Raw genomic sequence first — 23,321 nt, forward strand, 5'->3', positions numbered from 1 at the left:
CTGTCTCCCCCTCAATCTTCCCTTACTGCCGCATGTGAAGGCTGCAAATATGCCAAGTAAGGCTCTAGAATTGCATGTATCTCATGCAAGCCCATCCGCCCTTCCTCATCTTGCAACAACAGTTGAATGCGGTGTGTACACTCGCGAAGCTTGTCCAGCAAAACCTCGCCAACCCTATGCTTCAGCACCATAGCGTTCCATGCACGTGCATCCAATTCAGACTGACGCAACACATTGCGCTCATCGTCATTACCATGCTCGTATATGTGCCAATATGCATAGCTGTGAAGATATCGTTTTGCGTCATTCATCCGCTTCAGTTCTTCCACGATCGTTTCGCAGGAGCTGAATTCGGTCAACAGGCTGTTCCATAAAGACTCTTCGTTATGTTGAATCATGCCTGTAAATGAAAGAAACAGCTGCATTCTCAGCTGTACCGTTTCACGCAAGTATTCGTCAGCCGAAACGAGAAGCTTCTTCATCCGTTCATACAGCGTCATCTTGCGTGCGTTCACTCCGGATACAGCACCACTGAGTTTGCCAATCATTTCAATTCTGCCCGCTTGGGCAAGCAATTGATAAAAACGGCTACTTAAATAATCCCCGGCGAGTACATTCAATTGACGTGAACGCATCTCCTGCTCTTTCCGCTCACCGGAAATGGTATCGATTCGATCATGCGTATCCATGGCCAACTGAACGAGCGAAGTTGCAAGAGCATATAACTCTTGATGCACCTTTTCGTCTGTGCGGCCCACAAATACCTGCAACAGACGTGCCCGGCTATCCGGAAATGATGGGATTTCCGTATGTTGTCGAATCATGTCGTAATCCGTATATTTCTTTGCTAGTTGGGGTACGCGATATGAATTCATTCTCAGCCTCCGAGCCTTAACATTGTTAAACCTTTTCTGCACTACAATCTTATATATTATAGCATATGTTGAACGGGCACGCACTGAATCCTGCTATTCTATTACCCCTGACTTGTCATTTCGAATTGCTTCTTCCAGAGTTCGGTCTCCATCAAATGAAACCAGTCCTTCAATTCATCTGAAAAGGCCGCACTTTTCCAGTTCCGTAATGTTTCAATCGCATACAGAGGCCACTCTCCACGCCGAATATCAGCAGCAAGTAACAGATGTCGTTTATGCATCCATTCATCTTCTGCCATCACACGCAGCAGCACCTGATCCACGTTATCCAGACTCCGAAAGCCAAGATCCGCCACAGCTGCCATGTTCTCATAGATTTCAGTGTAACTTGTACCCGTTCCTTTAACTTTGAGGTCCAGTCTCAAAATGGACTGCTTCCATTCCACTCTTGCAATGGGAGTTGATAATCGCATGGAGCTTAGCACATCAACCAGATTGTCATTCGTTAGCTGAACTGGATGATGTGATGCAGAGGCAGGCTGTACGTTGTCCCCACCCCATGTACGCATATGTAAGGTTTGTATCGCAACAAGCAGAAAGACCGCCGCAACCGTTGCCAGCATTGAAGCAGTAACAATCATCCGCGGTTTCATATACGCCTCCCTGCCTTTACCTGTTAGTGTAGTCTGTCCGGTAAAGGCTCATACCTCATTGTACAATGAAAAAAAGCAGGCTATGCCTGCAATCTTCATTTGAATGTATTCAATCTGTCCATTACTCCGATTCAATCTGTCCATGCTTGGTAATCAGCGTGGCTTTGCCCCGGATTTTAATAGCTGAAGTATGGGTGGTAAATTGGGCAAACATCACTTCACCCTTGTCCAATTTCTCGGTGTGGTGAAAACGTGTATCCTGACCTCGGGTTAATCCGATCACCTGGACACCATTTTCCTCTGCCTTAATTACAATATAATCATTGCCGGTTGGATGATCCATCACGCATGTCCCCTTCTTTAGTTCGATAGCGTTAATGATGATTAAGATTGTTTCATTTGTCAACCTGCGCCTTATACGAATGAACCGCAAGAATCATCGTTAAAGGGCAAAAGAAAAGGCCGTGAACAAGTCACGGTCTTTTTGTCGACATATGGAATATGTAGAAATCTTATTTAATTCCGTCTTTGAGCGCTTTACCTGGTTTGAATGCAGGAATTTTGCTCGCAGGAATTTCGATTTCTTCACCTGTTTGCGGGTTGCGTCCTTTACGTGCAGAGCGCTCGCGAACTTCGAAGTTCCCAAAACCAACCAATTGTACTTTATCTCCGCTTTGAAGAGCCTCAGAGATTGCTTCGAATACGGCATCAACCGCTTTCGTTACATCTTTCTTGGACAATTCAGTCGCTTCAGATACGTGTGTAATCAAGTCTGATTTGTTCATTTGTTTTTCACCTCCTGTATCAATGTCCTGAATGTTATACTGTGTTTCCGTTTTATAGCGAAATATACGTTCATACGCAAAAAATCTACGTACATCTTGAGCGCTGAACACAAATCTCCGCCTGCGGTCAACAGTCATTTTCGGCAGAATGTCGTCTGAAACCACGGGCATTTCAGACGCCGAACAAATTTCATACTAATACAGACAGCCCACAATTTCAAGTCCGGTTGCGGTTTAAGACGTAAAATGTAACCGCCAGGGCAAGCACGAGAACCCCACCTTTTACAATATCATGTGTGAAATACTGTACGTTCATCATCGTTAAACCGTTCACAAGTACACCAATCAGAACCGAACCAATGAAGGTTCCGATGACATTGGGTTTACCCGCACCAAACACAGAGAAACCGACAAATACTGCAGCTACGGATTCCATTAACAACGGTGATCCCGCATCAATTTGCCCAGATCCTACTTTGGAAGCATAGATGATACCCCCGATTGCTGCAAACACTCCAGCGGCTACATAGGCGAGTGTACGCACCTTTTTCACCTTGATTCCAGACAACCGTGCAGCTTCCTCATTACCACCTGTAATGTACATCTGGCGACCATATTTCGTATACGTCAAAAAGATATGCACACCTATTACCGCAATAAGTAGCATGATAACCGATATCGGCATACCAAGCCATTTACCTTGCCCTATAAGCAGGAATGTCGGGTCCATCTCTCCCGCAGCTTTGCTCCCATCAGGGAACTGCATGTGATTGTAAATGGTATATCCCTGTGCATACGTTTTGTGAATACCTCCGATGATGTACATCGTGGCAAGGGTTGCGAGCAAATCCGGAATACGCAATTTTACAATGAGCAAAGCGTTCAGTAAACCAATAACAGCGCCAATGATTAGAGGCACAATAATTACAATTGCCAGTGGTTGTTGATACCAAATCATTAACGAAGCAGTAACGACGGTGGTCAATGAGACAGTCGCCCCAACCGAAAGATCAAATCCATCTACAATGAGAGATAACGTAACACCGATCGCTACAAACGTAACGATAGAGATCGAGCCCAAAATATCGGTCAAGTTACTGTACGTAAAGAAATAAGGCAATTTAATGCCGAAAAATGCGATAACACCTATGATGACTATAATCGCCCCGTAACGGAACGCAAAATCCAGTGATTTATCCTTCATGATTGCACCTCTTGTCCACCGCTTGCATAGTATAGCAGCTGTTCTTGGTTAGTCTCGCCTCGTTTGAATTCTTTTACGATAACACCCTCGCACATGACAGCGATTCGGTCACCAATTCCCATGCCTTCATCCAGTTCACAGGTGAAATAGATTACACCCTTGCCCGCCAAAGCCAGTTCATTAATGATGCGGAAAATGTCACTTTTTGCCCCAATATCTACGCCTTTGGTTGGCTCATCAAATATAAATACATCCGCATCCGCATTAAGCCATTTACCAATGGCTACCTTCTGCTGATTACCACCGCTTAGATATTTCACTTCCTGTTTCACGGACGATGTTTTAATTCCAAGCTGTTTCACCAATGACTCTGCATTCAGACGTTCCCGCTTGCGGCTTACGAAACCTAATGTACTAAGACGGCTTAGCAAAGGTAGACTTAAATTCCGTTCCACGTTCTCCTGAATCAGGATTCCTTGTTTACGCCGCTCCTCCGGTACAGAAACAATCCCCAGAGCCGCCGCATCCGCAGGCTGAGACAGGCGGAGATTACGGTTGTTAAGCCGGATCTCGCCTCCCTCCAGCCGATCTGCACCAATCAGCAAACGAGAGCTTTCCGTTTTACCCGCGCCTACCAGACCCACCACAGCGAGGACTTCACCTCGGCTTACAGAGAGGTTAACACCTTTAACCTTCACTCCACGACGAAGCCCACGCGCCTCCAACAGCAGTTCCCCCACGGGCGCTTCCGTCTTCGGAAACTCTTCTTCGAATGGTTTGCCCAGCATCTGTGTAACCAAATCGTTGATCGTTAGTCCTTTTGCTTCACCGGTAAATACATGTTGTCCATCTCTCATGACCGTAACGCGATCACAGTGACCCGTCACTTCTGCAAGACGATGGGTAATGAAAATGCAGGCTACGCCCCGCTCCTTCAGCAGATGTACAATACGGAAAAATGCATCCGTTTCTTCCTGACTCAGCGGTGCAGTAGGCTCGTCAAAAATGATGACCTTGGCATCCTGAATCAAAATCCGTGCCAGCAAAATCATCTGTTTTTCTGCAAGTGTCAGATCGGCCACTTTTTGGTGAACGGATATGTCCGCCCCTAATTGCTTCAATGCCTCAACCGCGCGTTGTTGCAGCTTCCGTGGACTTTTCCACCAACCTCCAGCAGATGAAGCCAACTGATCCAACATAATGTTCTCCGCAGCCGTCAGCTGTGGCACCAGTGCCGCGTCCACTTCCTGATAGACACAGTGAATCCCATTTGCCTTCGCGTCTCCCGGAGAACTCAAATGAAGCGCTTGTCCACTTAACTGAATCGTTCCCTGATCCAATGGATAGGCACCGGACAAAATTTTCATTAACGTGCTTTTACCGGCACCATTGGCACCCAGCAGCGCATGAATCTCCCCACCTTTTACAGAGAAATCCACATCCTTCAGTGCAGGAATACCTGAAAACTGCTTGTGGATATGTTCCATTTGAAGCAGTATCGGTGCAGTGCTCATGATGTTAACCTCCAATCGTTCCCATACGGGAGCATCCCTTTTTTCATCCAGACTCGCACATCTTCATTATGGTGGAAAAAGCGCGCCTTGCGGCGCGCTTCCCATACGCTGCTTATTTAGCAGTAATTCCGTATTCGCTCATCCAGTCCTTGATTCCTTGTGTGCTGCCACCCCAGCCTTCAACGAACTCTGACAGCTCCGAAGTGGAGATTTGTTTATCTGGCAGAGCTTCACGTTGAACATAGACCGGGTTAAGAACAACTGCATCTTCCGTCTCGTCCCCGTTCAGTTTTTGATAAGCATAACGTACTTGGACGCGACCAATATCCGTTGGATCAACAGCAGCAGAAGCAACCCAAGGATTTTTCGGGTCCTGAATCATTTGCAGGTCCTCGTCACTCATATCAATACCATACACTTTGATCTCATCACGTCCAGCTTGTTGAATCGCGCGCGCTGCACCTTTGGCGAACTCATCCCATGCAGTCCATACAGCTGTAATCTCACCTTTTGGATACTGCTTGAGAATAGCTTCCATTTTGGCTTGAGTATCCAGCGCAGGATTCTGTGCAGAACCAAATGTAGCTATTTCCTTGATGTCCGGATTTGCTTTCATGAATTCACCGTATGCAATCTGACGGCGTTCCATAGGTGCGAAACCAGCTACCCATACTTTGACAATATTACCTTGTCCATTGATATCTTTTTTCATTTGCTCCAGCGTCAGTTCAGCCATCTTCTGGTCATCCTGCGACAGGACTGTGGCTCCTGGAACACTGATAGCTGCGTCAAACACGACCACTGGAATATTCTGTTCTACTGCCTTCTTCACGCCTGGCTCTAATAGGGAATCCCCATGATCCGTGAGAATGGCATCAAATTTCTGGTTAATAGCGCTATCAAGCAAGGATACCATTTTTGCTTTGTCATTATCGGCAACAAACGTTGTCAGTTCTCCACCGAATTTTTCGATTTCTTCTTTTACACCCTGTACATATTGCTGCGAGAAAGTACCTGTATTAAACTCCATAATAAGTGCGATCCGTTTGCCGCTTAGAGGGCCTGTAACTGCTTCCGTTTTTGGTGTATCATCTGATGCGCCCGAAGCCGGAGTGGCTGCCGGTTCTTTTTTGATTCCGCAAGCGGACAGCGCCAATGTAAATACTAATAACACACTCAACCATAGCCATTTTGTCTCTCTTCTTTTCATCTCTGTATCCCCCTGTCCAATCTCTGTGATCTCGATCACAATAGTTGAATATTAATATAACGGCTAATCCCTAGTATGTAAATGGGTTTTAGCAATTTAAAGCTAAAACTCGCTAAGTTTTTTCGAAAGTACTATTCTTCCTATCCATTTCATCCAAAATAAAGAAATCACGTAAAAAAGACCGCGAGGGGATGCCCCCTTACGGTCTTTTGATGTCTTACAGAATGATAGCGATCAAGCCGCCCGAACCTTCGTTAATGATTCTTCCCAGCGTCTCTTGCAATTTGTATCTTGCATTATCCGGCATCATGGCAATCTTGCCCTGGATCCCTTCTCGCACGATGGAGTGCAGCGAACGACCAAACATGTCTGAATCCCATACCTTGATCGGATCGTTCTCGAAGTCCTGCATCAGGTATCTCACCAGTTCCTCACTTTGTTTCTCCGTACCGATGATTGGAGCGAACTCTGATTCCACATCAACCCGGATCATATGAATGGACGGTGCCGTTGCTTTCAGACGTACGCCAAATTTGGTGCCCTGACGAATGAGCTCAGGTTCATCCAGAGCCATCTCGGCAAGAGATGGAGCAGCAATGCCGTATCCGGTCGTTTTGACCATCTCCAGCGCTTCTGCGAAGCGGTCGTATTCTCTCTTCGCATGCGAGAATTCCTGCATTAATTGCAGCAGATGATCCTTACCGCGAATCTCGATGCCAACCACTTCCACGAGAATCTGATCATACAGTTCATCCGGCGCGTACAGGTCAATCTCGGCTACACCCTGCCCCATATTCATGCCACTCAGGCCTGCGCGATCAATGAATTCATATTCCATGAACTGAGCGACAACCCGATCCACGTCACGAAGTCTGCGAATGTCCTTAACGGTATCCCGTACGGAATTTTCGTAGTTGCTACGCAGCCAGTGAGTCTCATTGAGTACCATAACCCAGCTCGGCAAGTTTACATTCACTTCATGCACAGGGAACTCATAGAGCACTTCACGAAGTACACCCGTCACATCATCTTCCGTCATGGTTGCTGCACTGAGTGTCATCACCGGAATGTCGTATTTGGCAGCAAGCTCACTGCGCAATTGCAGGGCTTCTTCACTGCGAGGACGAGTAGAGTTGATGACCAGGACAAACGGTTTACCCACTTCTTTTAATTCTGCAATGACCCGTTCTTCGGATTCCACATAGGAACTGCGGGCAATTTCGGCGATTGTGCCGTCTGTTGTTACCACAACACCCAGTGTGGAATGCTCCTGAATGACTTTGCGAGTACCAATCTCGGCAGCTTCCTGGAACGGAATTGGTTCCTCGAACCAAGGCGTGGAGATCATGCGTGGACCATTCTCATCCTCGTATCCCTTGGCTCCTTCCACCGCGTAACCTACACAATCCACAAGGCGCACATTGACATCGAGTCCTTCTGCCACCTTAATCTGGACTGCGTTATTTGGTACGAATTTTGGTTCGGTAGTCATGATGGTTTTACCTGCTGCACTCTGTGGAAGTTCATCCACTGCACGGGCACGATCAGCCTCGCTTGCGATGTTAGGCAATACGATCGTTTCCATGAATCGTTTAATGAATGTTGATTTTCCCGTCCGGACTGCGCCGACAACCCCGAGATAAATATCCCCTCCGGTCCGCTCAGCTATGTCCTTAAAAATGTCCACTTTCTCCAATGAAATCCCCTCCCTAAATTACTCCGAAGGAAAAATGCTAAAGAGCATCCGCTTCGTTTTTTCAATCAGAAGACTGAAATCCCTGCAACGGTAGAGCCGCCTTTGTGAGTGCCCGGAAGTCGTCCGCCGCCGAACGTTGCATTCTGATGAAACCGGCGAGAGCGGCGTTAACTCGTACATGCAATTGGACTAGTATCATCTTATGTATCCGTATGCGGCAATATGACGCGTATTTTTGTTTTTTTATCTTAAGGTGATGACATTAGGAGAATCCCCCGATCTCGGACTGCGCGTCTTTATTTCAATCTACTTTATGTGATCCGCGAAGCTTTTATGACGGTTATTGCTCATACTGACAAAAGAAAAAAGAGATATCCCTTATTTGGAATATCTCTTTTTGAACCATTAGAGCCATGGTGGTCATACAGCTAAATCATTTGAATTGCAACCATGCTTATTTTATGGGCTGGGCAACCGGCGCATTATTTTTCCAAGCGTAGAAAACCGATTTTACAGGTACGAAGTAGGAGTGTTCCACCAGCAAATCCCGAACATCTTCAGTCTCTGCTGGAGACACGTCAGACTTTTCCACTGCCTGCATAATATCAAAAGCATAATCTACATAGACCTTGCCTTCGTCATCCATCATAAACGGTAACGCCTGACCTGAATATACACTATTCAGCGTAATGGAAGGAGTACCTGCCTGAGCAGCCTGCTCCATATTCACAACATATAACCCCGGATACAGTTCTTCCCCGCTTGGCAGCTTATTGTTATGTACGGACTTATATTGATTAACCATTCGTTGCACATCGTTTACTTTCTGTACGGTCAGAAGATCCATCACTTTAATGGTCGGATTCACTTCTTCGTCCTGAATAAGGAAGTAAGCGCTCCCACCACTTTCAAAAGCAGTCCCCGGTATTTCATCCAGATACCCCAGTTGTTTCAACTTGGGCAGATCCACTCTGAACTTTTCATATTTTGGCGTTTCCATATCTGCATTAATGATTGGCAAAATCCCCTCATCTTGCTGAAATGCCTCGACCGCACTCTGGATGCGGCTCACGCTTTCCCGATAGGCTATCTTAGGGTCTGAATTGCTCTGGGATGGATACATACAACCACTTGCTGTAAAAGCAAACAACAGGAATAACAGCAGACCGCCCGTCTGATGTTTCAGACGCTGCCATCCGCTTCCTTCCACACATTTTGGCTTGTTCCTAATCATTCGTGTCCTCCTTGAATAACTCATTAGAGAATCAATGTTATAACACTCAGAACCAGTCGTCTTCCTGTTGTTGACGTTCCAGTTGTTTCCGAATGGCTGCCTTCAGCGGGTCCTCTGGAACATGAACCGATAGAGATCCACACACCTTGGCCTGACAGGACAGTCGTGTACCTGCTTCCAACAGTGAACCCAGCTTGCGCTTTTCTGCATCTGTTGGTGGATACAGTTCCGTCCGATGTTCTTCATCCACGTTCACTTTGCACATCAGGCAAGCCGCTTTGCCATCACATCGGGTCGTAATCTTGACTCCAGCACGTCGTGCTGCATGCAGAAGTGTTGCCCCTGGTTTGAGCGCTATCGATTTGTTCATAGGTAAAAAAGTAACTTTATAGTCCATCATTTTCCTCCCTCAACCTACTGGGGCCATGTAAAGCCAACAAGCTCTTCCACTTCGGCTCTGAAGCGGCTTGTCCATACATTCTGTTGACTTAAAAGCATCATTATAGGTTGATGTGCATCTGGCTGCTCGCGCATCTGTGTCGCAATGGGGACATAACGATCTTCACGACCTCGCAGCAGATTAAACAACAGCTCATGCGCAAGCGGCATCAGTCGCAGGCTATATGAACCCACTTGTGCTACTGGTGCATGCGGAGCAAGTACATGTTCAATCTCAATACGGTACCAACTTTTGCGAGCCCATATTTCGAAACCACCAACCAGTTCCAACGCACATTCACCCACCTGATAGTGGCTCAGCAGAGAAGCATACGGTCCTGTCTTGTCCACTGTAGGCTCGTCAAGCATTTCCCCCGGAGCGCTACGGTGAAGTTCCTTAGCAGCAGCAACATCCGCATAGATATCAATATCTCTCGGAGCCTGTTGCAACTCCACCCCTTGAAGCAGCAACCCACAACTTCCTCCAAGTAACCATGTCTGTGACTGTGTGTTCCAGGCTTTGGCCGTTTCCAGCAAAGCCGCGTGTAATTCCGGATAACGCTCTGTCCGCCCCTCCGTATCATGCGGCCTCATAGGCTCACACTCCCCTCATCCGTGTTCATTGTGTCAGTTCTTATGATGTGCTTATGCGGATGTTATCTTTCAGGCATGGGAAATCAGGTCAGAGAAGCGATTCCACCGAAAAAGCCAATCAGCATAATCAAAAATGCAATCAGAGAAAGAATCCCCCGTACAATACCTTTTGTTTTGGCACGAGCAAACGTAATCAGGAATACAGATAGTCCCATAATGAGGATGGCCACCAATGACAGCCACATCTTGTCCATTGCACTCATAATCCAGCAGTCTCCCCTTCAGTCCGATATTCATCACTGACACTGTGACAATTGCAACCATTATAACACGAAATTCAGCTCAACTTTCCAAAAAAAAGACAAAAAAGCAAGCCGGCAGAAGCCGACTCGTCTTTTTGTCTTACTGGATCACCTGCACATGCAGGTGTGATCTATTATTTTTTCATCATCATTTTCATTAACGATTCCATACTGCTCGGATTCAATCCGCTTTTCTTGACCGCACTCACAATATCCTTAACCGTATCCTCAGATACCGGAACTTTCGCCATGGCGGATACTTGTTTGATCAATTGGCGCAACTGAACTTCATTCTGAATCGTCGTTGGTTTCACCGTGCTTGCCAATTTCTTAACGGCACCTTCCGTTATCGTTTTACCCGTTTTCTTGTTGATTGCATTCAGTGCATCTTTGGAAATGTTGTTACCCATTCGTCTCCCCTCCTCCGGCAATACTCATGTGTATAGTATGAGTCTGCTACAGAAAAGGTGAATAAGCTTCTTATTTCACAAGGTACGTTTAGGCTGATTACAATCAGGAATGCCATTGCTCCCAGGTTTCAAGTTTCATGACTTCCATTTCAGTTTTCGGGTCACGTCCCATCAAGGCTTCAACCGCATCACGCGGCTGTCTCTCCTGGAATAAAACGTGATATAACTGATCCGCAATTGGCATTTGCACTCCGTATTTTTGTGAGATGAAATAGGCAGCTTGCGTAGTTTGAATGCCTTCTACCACCATGCCCATGGACTTCAGAACATCATCCAGCTTCTGTCCCTGGCCCAACATGGAACCAGCTCTCCAGTTCCGACTATGCTGACTTGTAGCCGTTACAACCAGATCCCCGATTCCAGCAAGTCCTGAAAACGTTAGCGGATTTGCTCCCATCTCAACACCAATACGTGTGATCTCTGCCAGACCGCGTGTTAGCAAAGCGGCTTTGGCATTATCACCAAATTGAAGACCATCGGACATACCTGCACCAAGAGCAATGATATTTTTGAATGCACCAGCCAGCTCAACACCGATCATATCCCGATTCGTGTAAACCCGGAAATAAGCATTCATAAACAAAGCTTGGGCAGACTCGGCAGATGCCTTATCCAGTGAAGCTACAACCACTGTCGTTGGACAACGCTTCACCACTTCTTCCGCATGGCTTGGGCCAGAAAGAACAACCACACGTCCTTCTTCACATTCAAGCTCTTCTGAAATGACTGTGGACATCCGTTTGAGGCTTTCTGTCTCAAAACCTTTGGTTGCATGAATGACTAACATCTCAGGCTTGTAATAAGCCTTAAGCTGGTTCGTAACTGCACGCATGGCTGATGAAGGCGCAACAATTAACACAGCTATAGCGCCTTCCACCGCAGCTTCCATATCAGTTGTTGCTTGAATCCGTGGTGAAAGCTCCGCATCCGGAAGATAGCGAGTATTAGTGTGCTTGTTATTGATTTCGTTAGCCTGGTCTTCACCACGTGTCCACATCATCACATCCAACTGATTGGCGGCGAGTACACTGGCCAGAGCTGTTCCCCAGCTCCCAGCGACTAGAACAGCAACTTTTTTAGACAACTCGTTTACCCCCTCCAGGGTTTTTCGATCCCAATTTATTTTCCTGTCCTTTGGCGAGCTTCGCAATATTGGTACGATGTCTCCAGAACGCAAACAGACAAATAATCAGACTCCCCCAGAAGATATTCATTGAATATCCGGGTAATACCATGATAAAGATGGGTGTAAATGCTACAAAAATCAGAGACCCCAATGAAACATAGCGTGTCAATACAATAGACAGAATGGCGATCACCCCAGCACATAACGCAGGCAGGAAAGCAAGACTTACCAGAACACCAATGGCTGTGGCAATGCCTTTTCCTCCACGAAAATGGAAGTAAAGCGGCCAGTTATGTCCTGCAATAGCTGCTATACCACTGAGTGCAGGAATCCAGGCAGAACCGTTACTCAGCCAGATTCCAATCCATACAGCTGCAACACCCTTAAGTACATCAAGTAACAGAACAGCAATTGCCGGTCCTTTACCCAAAATACGCAATGTATTGGTAGCTCCCGCGTTTCCGCTTCCGTGCTGACGAATATCGATCCCCCGTATCGCTTTGGCAAGGAGGACACTAAAGCTGATCGAACCGAGCAGATAACTCAGTACAATCGCTGCGATTTGTAAAATCACACACTTCTCCCCTAACTTTCGTCGGACTTCTTCCGAGTAAATATGCGAATTGGTGTTCCTTCGAAGTCAAACGCTGCACGGATTTTATTCTCCAGGTAGCGCTCATATGAGAAGTGCATCAATTCCGGATCGTTCACAAAAACAACCATGGTCGGTGGCTTAACGGCAACCTGAGTCACATAGTTAATTCTCATTCTCCGTCCTTTATCCGTTGGCGGAGGGTTAATTGCAACCGCATCAGACACCACATCGTTAAGTAGATGTGTTTGTACACGTAACGAGTGTTGATCTGCTACCCTTTTCACAACCGGTAACAATTTTTGTAAGCGTTGTTTTGTGAGGGCTGACAAGAATACGACTGGAGCATAAGTCATAAACAGGAAGTGATCCCGAATTTTTCTCTCAAACTCTTTCATCGTTTTGTCATGCTTCTCTACCACGTCCCATTTGTTCACAACAAACAATGACGCTTTACCAGCTTCGAATGCATATCCTGCAATATGCTTGTCCTGTTCAATAATGCCTTCTTCACCATTAATGACAATCAGAACAACATCTGCACGCTCAATCGCACGCATCGCACGCATTACACTGTATTTCTCAGTTGTTTCATATACTTTACCACGCTTACGCATACCTGCTGTATCAATCAGCACGTAACGTTGGCCGTCTTTTTCAAAAGGTGTATCAATCGCATCCCGGGTCGTTCCAGCCACGTCACTTACAATGACACGCTCTTCACCCAGAATAGCGTTCACCAGTGAAGATTTACCTACATTAGGACGTCCGATCAGAGCTACACGAATGACATCTTCATCGTAAGTCTCTTCCTCAAGTTCTGGCAACTTCTCCACAATTGCATCAAGCAAGTCACCTACACCTGTACCGTGACTTCCGGATACGCCGATGGGATCACCGAAACCAAATCCATAAAACTCATAAATGAGCTCACTTCGTCCGATATTATCCACTTTGTTAACGGCTACAACAATAGGCTTGCCTGAGCGGTAGAGCATCTCTGCTACCTCTTCATCCGATTGCGTAATACCTGCTTTTGCATCACACATGAATACAATAACATCCGCTTCTTCAATAGCGAGCTCTGCTTGCATCCGAATCGATTTTAAGATTACATCTTCACCATCAATTTCGATACCACCTGTATCAATGATACTAAATGGTTTACCGTTCCATTCACCGATTCCATATATACGGTCACGGGTAATGCCCGGCTTGTCTTCCACAATGGCCAGTCTGTCGCCGATGATCCGATTGAAAATGGTGGATTTACCCACGTTCGGTCGTCCGACAATTGCCACAACGGGTCTTGCCATACATTCCACTCCTCCTGTCCATACTTACGATACTCATCATAGCAAAAAAGATATATCTTGGCTAACGTTTCATGCCAAATTACTCGCAATAAAAACAATCGGCGAACCCGCCTTGGGCTCGCCGATCTTGCTTTTGTTATTCAGCAAAATATGCAGTATATAACTTAGAACCATGCATTGTTAACTTATTTGAATTTGCTGAGTTTGTCTCCAAACAGTTCGCCAAGCGTAGTGCTCATACCTTGATTGTTCAAGGAAACGTTTGGATTGTTGATTTCTTCACGCGGAGCGTTGTTTCTTGAAGGTCTTTCTGATTTTTGTGGTTGAGCTGGAGCTTCTTCTGTTTCTTTGATGCTCAAGCTTACACGTTGCTCAGAAGGGTTCATGTCCAAGATTTTAACTTGAACTTCTTGTCCTTCTTTCAGCACTTCATGAGGAGTGCCGATGTGCTTGTGGGAGATTTGCGAGATATGCACAAGTCCCTCAACACCAGGAGCGATTTCAACAAATGCACCGAAGTCTACCAGACGTTTTACAACACCTGTTACGATATCGCTGGAATTGAATTTTTCGCTTGCTGTTTCCCAAGGACCTGGTTGAACAGCTTTCATGCTCAGGCTGATTTTGCCTTTTTCAGGGTCAACTTTCAGCACTTTCACACTAACTTTATCACCTTCAGACAGTACGTCGGATGGTTTTTCAACGTGTGTCCAAGCCAGCTCGGATACGTGAACCAAACCATCAACTCCGCCCACATCAACAAATGCACCGAATTGAGTCAAACGTTGTACTGTACCTTCGATCACTTGACCTTCTTGCAAACCAGCCATTACTGTAGCTTTGTTTGCTTCGAATTCTTGCTCCAGTACGTCTTTTTGGGAAAGGATCACTTTGTTGTTCTCACGGTCGATCTCTTTCACTTTAACACGCAGTGTGCGTCCTTTGTAGTCGCTGAAGTCTTCAACGAAATGGCGTTCAACCATGGAAGCCGGGATAAATCCACGTACGCCCACGTCAGCTACCAGACCGCCTTTAACAACATCACCTACAACAACTTCGAATACGTCTTGGTCTTCAAAATGCTTTTGCAATTGATCCCACGCGTTTTCGCTGTCGATTGCACGTTTGGACAGAACGAGTTTTTCTTTCTCGTCGTCGATGCTAAGAACTTTAGCTTCAACTTCTTGTCCAACTTCTACTGCGTCAGACGCGCTGTCAACATGTAATGAAGACAGTTCACGAATTGGAATGACACCGTCATATTTATATCCAATGCTCACATAGGCTTGGTTATCTTCCAATTTGACGATGGTTCCTTTTACGGTATCTCCTTTTTTCAAGGAAACGAATTGATCCAACTCATCTTGGGTTGCTTCTTGATTTTTCATTTCTTCCGACATGTCAAATACCCTCCTCAATTCAAAAACCCCATTATATTCAAACCTGCCTGTAGCAGAGTTCAAAACACTTTCATCACTGAGTGCTCAAACTTTAGTCTCCCTCAAAAATATGGAAACATGCACTCAGCTACCGACGAAGCCATTACTTGCTTGGCACGCCCGTTTGCACCATCTCGTTAATCTTGGACATAATCTTTTCAGTCGCCTTCTCCAGAGCTTCTCCAGATGGGTCTTCCTTGAACTCGTCCAAACTTACTGGTGCTCCATATACAACTTTCATCTTACGAAAAACTTTGTAGTTACCGATAATAGCAGTAGGAATAACTGTAGCGCCACTGCGGAGAGCAAAACTCGCTGCCCCTTTTTTGCCGATACCTCCATCATTGTGACGGCTTCCCGAGGGGAAGATTCCAAGCACTTGACCATCACGCAAAATATTGAGTGAGGTTTTGATGGATTCCTTGCTGACACCTCCACGTTTAACGGGGAAAGCGCCCACGGCTTTAATAATTCGGCCGAGTACCGGAATTTCAAACAATTCGCTTTTGGCCATGAAACGTACCTGACGGCGAAGTTTGATACCAACTGTTGGAGGATCGAAGTTACTAATATGATTGGAACATAAAAGTACGCCGCCTTCTTTCGGAATATTCTCCCGTCCAACGGCCTCCAAGCGGAAAAGAATGGTATAAATGATCCGCAGTAATGTGCTGCAAAATGTGTAAATCATAGACCGATCTCTCCTCTGACCATTGTGCAATAAGATACGATTTTGTCAACCACTTCATGAATGTTCATCTCCGTTGTATCAAGGACAATAGCATCCTCAGCACAACGCAATGGGGAAATTTCCCGATTCTCATCCAATCTGTCACGGGTGGCAATGTCTCGCTCCAGCTGTTGCAACGTCAGTCCTTCAGAGGGGTCCAGTTCTTTGAAGCGGCGAAGCGCACGCTCTTCCACACTGGCAGTCATGAAGATTTTCACTTCCGCATCGGGCAGTACTGTCGTTCCGATATCGCGTCCATCCATGACGACGCCCTTGCGCAAAGCCATTTGCCGCTGAGTATCCACTAATTGCGTACGCAGCCCCTCGATTTGCGCATATCGGGACACGATTCCCGTCACTTCACGGGAGCGGATTTCCGAGGTTACTTCTTCCCCATTACAGAACACTTTCTGTCCGTCGGGATCCGGTTGTAAATCAATGACCAGCTTTTGGGCTTCCTGAAGTACCTGTGTCACATCTTCCGGTGTAATACCTTTCCGAAGCATATGCAAGGTTACCGCACGGTACATTGCGCCTGTGTCGACGTATACATACGCGAGCGCCTCTGCAACCAATCGGGCCACCGTGCTTTTCCCGGCACCGGCAGGTCCGTCAATTGCAACGTTCATTTTCCCGTTCTCTGATGTGTTCTGGCTTGCCAACGGGGCATTCCTCCTCAAACGATAAACCTCAATAAAAAAACAGGCATTGCCTGCATCGTGAAAATTATACCACACTCTACACATGGATGCAAAAACAGACAAATCAACGACGTTTGTAATCATTCATCGTTTGCACTTCAATTGGCGTTCCTTCCAGGCGGTCAATGGTGGTCAAATTCTTTTTGAAGCCTGGTACCAACAGCAGCAATTGATATACCACAAGCAGGATTAGAAGGACTGTAATCAGAATCGTAACCTTTCGTTCCATTCGCCTGGAGAAAACATAATAAAGTCGTTCATATCTGCGGGTTGCATGACGACGATTCAAGGCAATACCTCCGTTTTTTTCATTACGGTACCCGCAGTTCCCTCTTTTTATGCCACAACATTCCTATTTCGTGCGATAGTCAAGTTGCCGCTCAAAACAAAACTTGATAATTTTCTGGCGCTCCGAATCTGAAATCTGCATAAATTTGAGCATGCATAGCTGTCTGCCGGTTTCCAGGGTTTTGATCCGCACAACTTCAGCTTCAAAATTCACATGTTCAATGGTTGAATTCCGGTAGGGAACCAGCAACCAGCATTTCAATTTTTGACCTTCAGCTATTGAGAAACCTGTTTCGCCGTAGATGGACAATCCACCACCGCCAATATCTTCAGTCAATCCGACAGCACGGGTCAGATCTTCACTCTGGATGGCCAATTCGAGGTTTGCATGAACACGAAGAAAGCTACGCCGTTGTATTTTGGATATATCGCTCGGAAGCGGTTTGCGGATACGGACAAGACGGACCACATCTTCCTCAAATCCCGTGATATAGGTATTAAAATAATGCCGGACCCCATCCTCCGTAATATATGAAATGGACAATTCATCTCCGAAAAAGAGCCTTTTCAGACGGCTGCTTCCTTGTTGCATTGGGACCTCAATCAGAAAACTGCTGTCATCCATATCTGCAATGCGTGATTTGTACTCTTTGTGTTCCTCTTTTTCATCTGCAGAAGCAATCTGGATGTATAAAATTTCATTTATTTTCGGAAACAAGCTGTTCACCGCCACTTTATGTATTTATCTTCGTATGTACAAGGACTATTATACCATGACCTTTCTCACATTGAACAAGAAAAAAACAGACCACATCGTGGTCTGCCGCAGTTATTCGCTCAACTTCAAATTCAAATTATCCATCTTTTTATGAGGTTGCATTGACCGGTTTGATCTCTTCAACCGCTTCTTCTATTCCTGTATTCGCATTAATGTATATCCGGTAACGAGAACCGTTAATTTTCCCTCCGAATTCATAACACAATACTTCTTTGCTGTAATCATTCTCAATCAGGGATTTGCGAACATAATTTTCTTCGAACTCCGAATTAAGCTTTTTCCGCGCCTGTTGCTCCGTAAGAGTTGCTTTCGGAATTTTGCGCATGTCATTATGTTCGTAAACAAAGTCACTCGCCTGGAAGCCGGTTACTTCGCCTGTATCCAAACCTACACGAACTGACATTTTCTCGGGATAAATCAAGGTGTCCCCTTGCTTACGCACATAAGTAAGGTTACCCAGATTACCATATTCATCGTAGTTTACAGCCTTCATATCCTTATAGCCTTTGTTCATTAGAAATTGATCTGCTTTAGCCATGGCATTCTGACGAGACACTTTTTTGGTTCCGATTGGACGCGTATCACTGTAAGAGATCAGCATTCCGCCATTACGGGTGAAATCCATCATCAGTTTGCCATTGTTGGCATGATCAATCGTGGCAGTGTAGGACTCCCAGTCTGTTCCTTTGCCGTTCTCCTGCACTTGGATTTTGCTACGATCCGCATCAGAGAATTTTGCAGCCTTGCTCTGAATCTGTTCTTTGGTCACCGGCAAGCCGTCCAGTTTCTTGACTGATCGTTTGGCATAGATGTTGGATACGGAAGGACCCCAATCAAGCTCCGGGTATTCCTGTACCTTTTTGTTTACAGTACGAAAACCATCAACGATCGTGTTGTCCATGGTTTGCTCTTGTGTTGCCATGGCAGTCTCTGCATCCATCCAGCGCAATCGGTCCGTCAGGACTTTCTGCTGCACATCCTGCAGATTCTTGGTAATCTCGGATGAATTCTGATACAGCTTTTTCAGGTTGCCCATTTCCTTCTCACTTAGCGGTTCGTTCGTCAAGTCACGCATCGACGCCCGATAGGCAAAGTTGGAAATACGCGAGAGAAACTCCTCTGTCTCGTTAAATGGTAGCATGGTGAGTGGCAGTTGGTTGATCTCATTCTGCGCTTCACTGGTGAGTCGCCATACATTCATCAGACCTTTGCGATGCATCCCCTGTGATGTAGAGTGAACCGCCAAGGTGTTGCCAATCTCCGAATGCAATTTGTCCATATGAAAAGATAAATCGTGAAATGCACGCTGATATTGATTCTCTGCCTTGATCAGAATTGCATTCTTCTCCTGATTCTCCTGATAGCCCCACACGAGCGCACCGACCAGCAGAACCGCAAATATCGGAAACATAACTGAACTTAATCGTTTATACATCGGTAGAGTCTCCTTTCTTCTAAACCACTACCTCTATTGTGGATCGAAGAAAGATCTCTTATGCATGCGATTTCCAGTCCTTACACAAGCAGGCTGCTAAAGTAGCGTTTGGGTCCTCCTTTTAATTCAGCTGAATCCCAGTTGCCATGCCCTCTTCTTCAATTTCGAACTGGTCTCTGTTATCACATAGGCACTGCTTGAATCCCGTCTCAATCCGGCCCCGATCTTTCTTGCCTCGTAATGTAAATCGTTCACCGCATTGTTTGCATCTGATTTTAATTTTAATTCTCATCACAACGATCTCCGTTTCTGTCGGTCATTCCCCGGGAGTTTATCTGTAAAAATAAAAACACACCGGAGTCATAGGCGCAATATGCGCTTTATGTCCACCAGTGTGTCCGTATTTTTATAATTTAACCTCTTCCTCCCGCTTCACAAAACGAAAAGGAGAACGGTTATTAGCTCGTGTGATTTTACCCATTGCCCCATACCACAGGCCCGCCATTAGCGGCGCTATAAACCACAACCAATGATTCACCATGGTGTTCATGATGACATCGTACAATGCATGCCAGAAAAAAGGTAACACCAGAGAAAGAACCAGATACCACCGCTTTTTCTTACCACCGATAAACTTGGCTTTACCCATATAATAACCCATGATTACCGCAAACATAGCGTGCCCTGAAACAGGGAGCAGTGCCCGAAGGAACATGGCTGAGACGGATGCATTCCCCGCAAAGGCATACAACACATTCTCAACAGTGGCAAATCCAAGTGAAACAGCGACTGCATATAATATCCCGTCATACGGCTCATCAAATTCGGTGTGATTATAGATGATATGATAAAGTACGAACCATTTAACGAATTCCTCCACACCACCTGAGATCATAATGGCCTCAAGATAAGGATTATCCCCGAGCCACATCATCATGCCACGCTGAATAATCATCACAGGCAGTACCATCAGAATCCCCATGAGGAAAACACGCAATACCATATGAAGTGGCTCATAATCATAACGGTCTTTCAGGTAAAAGTATGTTAACAAGGCGAGACCCGGAGCAACTGCTGCCGCTAAGACCGAAAACAAAAGCACCGAAATTCCCTCCTCTGACTAAAGACGCGATTACAACTAGAGATTAATCCTGGCGTTTGAAGTGGGTGCAGATAACATCAATCGCTTGTGCAGGAATAACAACCTTACCATACTCTTCCATGACTGCTGGAGTAACTGAGGAGCCTTCGCCAAATTCAGCAAGCAAGGCAATCAATGCCGCATGTTTGGTGGAATCTACCTCATCTGGCTCCAAATGCAAGAACCACTTGTCTTTATAGGAATAAAGTCTCCCAGCATCCGTAACATGCTGACGCAACATATGTGCAGCTTCAATGAGCACTTCAAAGTCCTTGAATGCATAAACAATGGAATCGCTTTGCTCGAGTGTAACTTCCATTTCATATACTTCTTCAGGAAGATCATCTTCATGACCTAAACCATATTGTTGCGGATCATATTTTCCACGTGTGACAATGACAACCATCCCTTGAGCGGGAAGTGCGAATACTTCGACAGCGAGTGGACCTGTGGCATCAAATCCAAGTTCGGAATAGGCCTGATCCATCATTTCAGTGAACAGTTCATGAACCTTAGGTATTTCCTGCCACATATCTTCTTTTTGTATTCCGCGCTCGCTCAGATCGTCAAAGGTCAGGAAAATCCGTATCTTATCGTGACTTAGTCGTTCTATTTTCATACAGGATCTCCCCTTTATAAGCAAGTCTTATAACAGATTATGAAGCACAAAACAATATGTGCTGAAAATAAATCTATGTAGTTATGTTATCATTTTATACCTCTAAATGCACGAAGTAAAATCGACAAAAAAAGAATCATTCCACAGCAAATCAAGACTGTGGATGATTCTAATTGGAGGTTTTGGTTTATAAACCCGGTACTGTTGTGTTTGTTTGGCTTAAAATTTGCTCAACTTCATGCTTCACATCGGGATTGGTGCGAATAAAATCTTTGAGCATGCTCATATTCGCTTCTTTTTCCTGCGGTGTGATCGCTCTTGCGGTCTTTGCTGCCGGATTTTTGTGGGATTCACCATGTTGATTTTGCTTGCTTGTGAACCCGTCCATACCCGGGAAAGTCATTTCCATCATCTTATGTTTTGCCTGATCCATCATATTTCTTGATGAACCCGATGACATCATGGGCAATTTGCCTTTGGACAGCCATGAACTGGCTGCAACACCAATGACAATGCCCCAAAAAAAGGATGAAGCCTTCATTACACCAACCTCCTTCAAGTGTTAAAATCATATTTAGTGTTTGCGGTAGTGAGCGATCTCATTCCGTATAATTACAGGAAAGCGAGTTGAAATCATGTTTAGACATACCGCCGCATTGATCATTGCTGCAAGTTTGCTGTTGTCAGCTTGTGGGACAGCGGAAGAAAAAACATCTGATAATTCCACACCAGCGGGCGAATCAACTACCACAGTTCAAGAAGAGCAAGGTAACTCTAACCCAACTGAAACAGGAGAACCCGGAACTGGTGTGCCCGAGTCTTCAACGGAAGATTCAACTGTGACAGAAGAAGAACCTGAATCTTCGGAGAAGGTTTCTACAGAAGAGAAAGTGGAAAAGACGTATCATATGAATGAAAATTATTATATTAAACCAAACGATGAAGCGAGCCCAAGCAAAGTGGTCTTGTTAACTTTTGATGATGGACCCAAAGAAGAAAAAATGATTACTTCACTGATCGACACTTTAGATAAACATAACGCTAAAGCGATATTTTTCGTCAATGGATATCGGGTGAAAAGCCATCCGGAATTACTCAAACTCATACATGATCGGGGTCAGATTGTAGGCAATCATGCCTGGGATCATGAGGATCTCAAAAAAATGTCCAACGCTGAGGCGGCAAAACAGGTTACAGATGTCCAAAAAATAGTGAAGGATACCATTGGTGAGGAACCGCAATTCTTCCGTCCACCTTTTGGTTCGGGAAATGATGCACTGAAGGCTGCTGTGAAGAAAAATGGCATGTTATATATGACTTGGTCTAATGGTTCTCTCGATTGGGATAAAAGCACCAAAGACAAACCGGAAAAAGTCATTCAAAATGTACTGGACCAGTTAAATCCCGGAAGCAATATTTTGATGCATGAGTTGCCATGGACGGTTGAAGCATTGGATGAGTTGCTGACCAAGCTCGAAAAGAAAGGTTATTCCTTTGTTGATCCGCGTGCAATTGAATTGGAAGCTCGTTAAATTGTAATTTTGCGCATTAAAATCAGGACCACCCGTCCAACGGGTGGTTTGCTCTTGGGGTATAACCCCCTGTTGCCAAACTGCGCCTAAAGACGCTAGCCTGACAGCAGGGCTGTTCAGGCTCAGTGTTATTTGCCTCTTTCACTTACCAGTTAAACTGGTTTTACTTCTTTTTGCTTCGATTACTGCTGAATGGATCTTCGTATTCTTTTACACTCAGCTTATCTACCGCCTGATCATGTGCTTCTTGCTCACGAATATACTTTCTTACTGTTGCTTCATTTAAGCCTACTGTACTCACATAGTACCCTTCTGCCCAAAACTTTCGATTGCCGTATTTATACTTGAGCTGGGCATGCTTCTCGAATATCATTAGTGAACTTTTTCCCTTTAGATATCCCATGAACGTGGAGACTGCCATTTTCGGTGGAATCGCTACCAACATGTGAACATGATCGGGCATCATGTGACCTTCTATAATTTCTACTCCCTTGTACTTACACAGACGTTTGAAAATTTCGATTAAATCTTTTCTCACTTGATTATAGATTTCTTTCCGTCTATACTTCGGGGTAAATACAATGTGGTATTTGCACATCCACTTTGTGTGAGCTAGGCTATAGCTCTTGTTTGCCATCTAAGACCATTC

28 protein-coding genes are annotated in these 23,321 nt (G+C 45.4%); 1 reads left to right on the forward strand and 27 read right to left on the reverse strand.

Annotation, left to right across the window (positions count from 1 at the left end):
• Nucleotides 1-11: 11 nt before the first annotated feature.
• The 26 genes from MKY95_RS21425 to MKY95_RS21550 form a co-directional block, all read right to left on the reverse strand.
• On the reverse strand, nucleotides 12-875 hold the full coding sequence (locus MKY95_RS21425) for a heptaprenyl diphosphate synthase component 1 (protein WP_339194345.1): 864 nt from the start codon (nucleotides 873-875) through the stop codon (nucleotides 12-14).
• Between the two features lie 101 nt (nucleotides 876-976).
• Nucleotides 977-1,528 (reverse strand): hypothetical protein, encoded by a 552-nt coding sequence (locus MKY95_RS21430; protein WP_339194346.1) that lies wholly within the window; start codon nucleotides 1,526-1,528, stop codon nucleotides 977-979.
• A 121-nt stretch (nucleotides 1,529-1,649) separates the two neighbouring features.
• Nucleotides 1,650-1,871 carry a trp RNA-binding attenuation protein MtrB gene (gene mtrB / locus MKY95_RS21435; RefSeq protein ID WP_017687697.1) on the reverse strand — a complete coding sequence of 74 codons (222 nt, stop codon included), beginning with the start codon at nucleotides 1,869-1,871 and terminating at the stop codon, nucleotides 1,650-1,652.
• 169 nt (nucleotides 1,872-2,040) lie between these two features.
• Nucleotides 2,041-2,313 carry an HU family DNA-binding protein gene (locus MKY95_RS21440; protein ID WP_024630670.1) on the reverse strand — a complete coding sequence of 91 codons (273 nt, stop codon included), beginning with the start codon at nucleotides 2,311-2,313 and terminating at the stop codon, nucleotides 2,041-2,043.
• A gap of 217 nt (nucleotides 2,314-2,530) precedes the next feature.
• Nucleotides 2,531-3,517, reverse strand: a complete 987-nt coding sequence (locus MKY95_RS21445; protein ID WP_017687695.1) for an ABC transporter permease — start codon at nucleotides 3,515-3,517, stop codon at nucleotides 2,531-2,533.
• Nucleotides 3,514-5,031: a sugar ABC transporter ATP-binding protein gene (locus MKY95_RS21450; protein WP_339194347.1), complete on the reverse strand. Its 1,518-nt coding sequence runs from the start codon at nucleotides 5,029-5,031 to the stop codon at nucleotides 3,514-3,516. Before MKY95_RS21450 ends, MKY95_RS21445 begins: the two co-directional genes overlap by 4 nt.
• A 112-nt stretch (nucleotides 5,032-5,143) precedes the next feature.
• Nucleotides 5,144-6,241, reverse strand: coding sequence for a sugar ABC transporter substrate-binding protein (locus tag MKY95_RS21455; RefSeq protein ID WP_074095648.1), 1,098 nt, complete (start codon nucleotides 6,239-6,241; stop codon nucleotides 5,144-5,146).
• Nucleotides 6,242-6,458: 217 nt separating this feature from the next.
• Nucleotides 6,459-7,937, reverse strand: a complete 1,479-nt coding sequence (spoIVA, locus tag MKY95_RS21460; protein WP_017687692.1) for a stage IV sporulation protein A — start codon at nucleotides 7,935-7,937, stop codon at nucleotides 6,459-6,461.
• A gap of 454 nt (nucleotides 7,938-8,391) precedes the next feature.
• Nucleotides 8,392-9,171 carry a hypothetical protein gene (locus tag MKY95_RS21465; RefSeq protein WP_076317430.1) on the reverse strand — a complete coding sequence of 260 codons (780 nt, stop codon included), beginning with the start codon at nucleotides 9,169-9,171 and terminating at the stop codon, nucleotides 8,392-8,394.
• A 46-nt stretch (nucleotides 9,172-9,217) separates the two neighbouring features.
• Nucleotides 9,218-9,568: a 2Fe-2S iron-sulfur cluster-binding protein gene (locus MKY95_RS21470; RefSeq protein ID WP_036607701.1), complete on the reverse strand. Its 351-nt coding sequence runs from the start codon at nucleotides 9,566-9,568 to the stop codon at nucleotides 9,218-9,220.
• A 17-nt stretch (nucleotides 9,569-9,585) separates the two neighbouring features.
• Complete coding sequence (locus MKY95_RS21475) at nucleotides 9,586-10,203, reverse strand: hypothetical protein (RefSeq protein WP_076317429.1); 618 nt, start codon at nucleotides 10,201-10,203, stop codon at nucleotides 9,586-9,588.
• Between the two features lie 83 nt (nucleotides 10,204-10,286).
• A complete protein-coding gene (locus MKY95_RS21480) occupies nucleotides 10,287-10,466 on the reverse strand; it encodes a DUF2768 family protein (RefSeq protein ID WP_017687688.1) in 180 nt (59 codons plus the stop codon).
• 173 nt (nucleotides 10,467-10,639) lie between these two features.
• On the reverse strand, nucleotides 10,640-10,915 hold the full coding sequence (locus tag MKY95_RS21485; RefSeq protein ID WP_076317428.1) for a stage VI sporulation protein F: 276 nt from the start codon (nucleotides 10,913-10,915) through the stop codon (nucleotides 10,640-10,642).
• Between the two features lie 103 nt (nucleotides 10,916-11,018).
• Nucleotides 11,019-12,059 (reverse strand): NAD(P)H-dependent glycerol-3-phosphate dehydrogenase, encoded by a 1,041-nt coding sequence (locus MKY95_RS21490; protein ID WP_076317427.1) that lies wholly within the window; start codon nucleotides 12,057-12,059, stop codon nucleotides 11,019-11,021.
• Nucleotides 12,052-12,675 (reverse strand): glycerol-3-phosphate 1-O-acyltransferase PlsY, encoded by a 624-nt coding sequence (plsY, locus tag MKY95_RS21495; protein ID WP_036607711.1) that lies wholly within the window; start codon nucleotides 12,673-12,675, stop codon nucleotides 12,052-12,054. Before plsY ends, MKY95_RS21490 begins: the two co-directional genes overlap by 8 nt.
• Nucleotides 12,676-12,686: 11 nt before the next feature.
• Nucleotides 12,687-14,009, reverse strand: coding sequence for a ribosome biogenesis GTPase Der (gene der / locus MKY95_RS21500; protein WP_017687684.1), 1,323 nt, complete (start codon nucleotides 14,007-14,009; stop codon nucleotides 12,687-12,689).
• A 185-nt stretch (nucleotides 14,010-14,194) separates the two neighbouring features.
• Entirely contained in the window at nucleotides 14,195-15,409 is a 1,215-nt protein-coding gene (rpsA, locus tag MKY95_RS21505) for a 30S ribosomal protein S1 (protein WP_036607712.1), read from the reverse strand.
• A 142-nt stretch (nucleotides 15,410-15,551) separates the two neighbouring features.
• Nucleotides 15,552-16,139, reverse strand: a complete 588-nt coding sequence (locus MKY95_RS21510) for a lysophospholipid acyltransferase family protein (RefSeq protein WP_036607713.1) — start codon at nucleotides 16,137-16,139, stop codon at nucleotides 15,552-15,554.
• Nucleotides 16,136-16,840, reverse strand: coding sequence for a (d)CMP kinase (gene cmk / locus MKY95_RS21515; protein WP_036607714.1), 705 nt, complete (start codon nucleotides 16,838-16,840; stop codon nucleotides 16,136-16,138). Before cmk ends, MKY95_RS21510 begins: the two co-directional genes overlap by 4 nt.
• 103 nt (nucleotides 16,841-16,943) lie before the next feature.
• Nucleotides 16,944-17,168: a hypothetical protein gene (locus MKY95_RS21520; protein ID WP_076317426.1), complete on the reverse strand. Its 225-nt coding sequence runs from the start codon at nucleotides 17,166-17,168 to the stop codon at nucleotides 16,944-16,946.
• A gap of 63 nt (nucleotides 17,169-17,231) precedes the next feature.
• Nucleotides 17,232-17,885 carry a flagellar brake domain-containing protein gene (locus MKY95_RS21525; RefSeq protein ID WP_076249995.1) on the reverse strand — a complete coding sequence of 218 codons (654 nt, stop codon included), beginning with the start codon at nucleotides 17,883-17,885 and terminating at the stop codon, nucleotides 17,232-17,234.
• A 148-nt stretch (nucleotides 17,886-18,033) separates the two neighbouring features.
• Nucleotides 18,034-19,380 carry a germination protein YpeB gene (gene ypeB / locus MKY95_RS21530; protein ID WP_036607717.1) on the reverse strand — a complete coding sequence of 449 codons (1,347 nt, stop codon included), beginning with the start codon at nucleotides 19,378-19,380 and terminating at the stop codon, nucleotides 18,034-18,036.
• Between the two features lie 121 nt (nucleotides 19,381-19,501).
• Nucleotides 19,502-19,672 (reverse strand): hypothetical protein, encoded by a 171-nt coding sequence (locus MKY95_RS21535; RefSeq protein ID WP_164783335.1) that lies wholly within the window; start codon nucleotides 19,670-19,672, stop codon nucleotides 19,502-19,504.
• Between the two features lie 114 nt (nucleotides 19,673-19,786).
• Complete coding sequence (gene prsW / locus MKY95_RS21540) at nucleotides 19,787-20,482, reverse strand: glutamic-type intramembrane protease PrsW (protein WP_017687676.1); 696 nt, start codon at nucleotides 20,480-20,482, stop codon at nucleotides 19,787-19,789.
• A 43-nt stretch (nucleotides 20,483-20,525) separates the two neighbouring features.
• Nucleotides 20,526-21,140, reverse strand: a complete 615-nt coding sequence (locus MKY95_RS21545; RefSeq protein ID WP_017687675.1) for a genetic competence negative regulator — start codon at nucleotides 21,138-21,140, stop codon at nucleotides 20,526-20,528.
• 187 nt (nucleotides 21,141-21,327) lie between these two features.
• Nucleotides 21,328-21,681: a hypothetical protein gene (locus MKY95_RS21550; protein ID WP_036607724.1), complete on the reverse strand. Its 354-nt coding sequence runs from the start codon at nucleotides 21,679-21,681 to the stop codon at nucleotides 21,328-21,330.
• 94 nt (nucleotides 21,682-21,775) lie between these two features.
• On the opposite strand from MKY95_RS21550, the gene MKY95_RS21555 reads away from it, so the two are divergent.
• The gene (locus MKY95_RS21555; RefSeq protein WP_076317425.1) at nucleotides 21,776-22,672 is read left to right on the forward strand and encodes a polysaccharide deacetylase family protein; all 897 of its coding nucleotides are present in this window, start codon (nucleotides 21,776-21,778) and stop codon (nucleotides 22,670-22,672) included.
• A 163-nt stretch (nucleotides 22,673-22,835) separates the two neighbouring features.
• Here the strand turns inward: MKY95_RS21555 and tnpA are convergent, their stop codons facing one another.
• Complete coding sequence (gene tnpA, locus MKY95_RS21560) at nucleotides 22,836-23,309, reverse strand: IS200/IS605 family transposase (RefSeq protein ID WP_076317424.1); 474 nt, start codon at nucleotides 23,307-23,309, stop codon at nucleotides 22,836-22,838.
• Between the last annotated feature and the right edge of the window lie 12 nt (nucleotides 23,310-23,321).

Source organism: Paenibacillus sp. FSL P4-0176, assembly GCF_037975265.1.
GTDB lineage: Bacteria > Bacillota > Bacilli > Paenibacillales > Paenibacillaceae > Paenibacillus > Paenibacillus amylolyticus.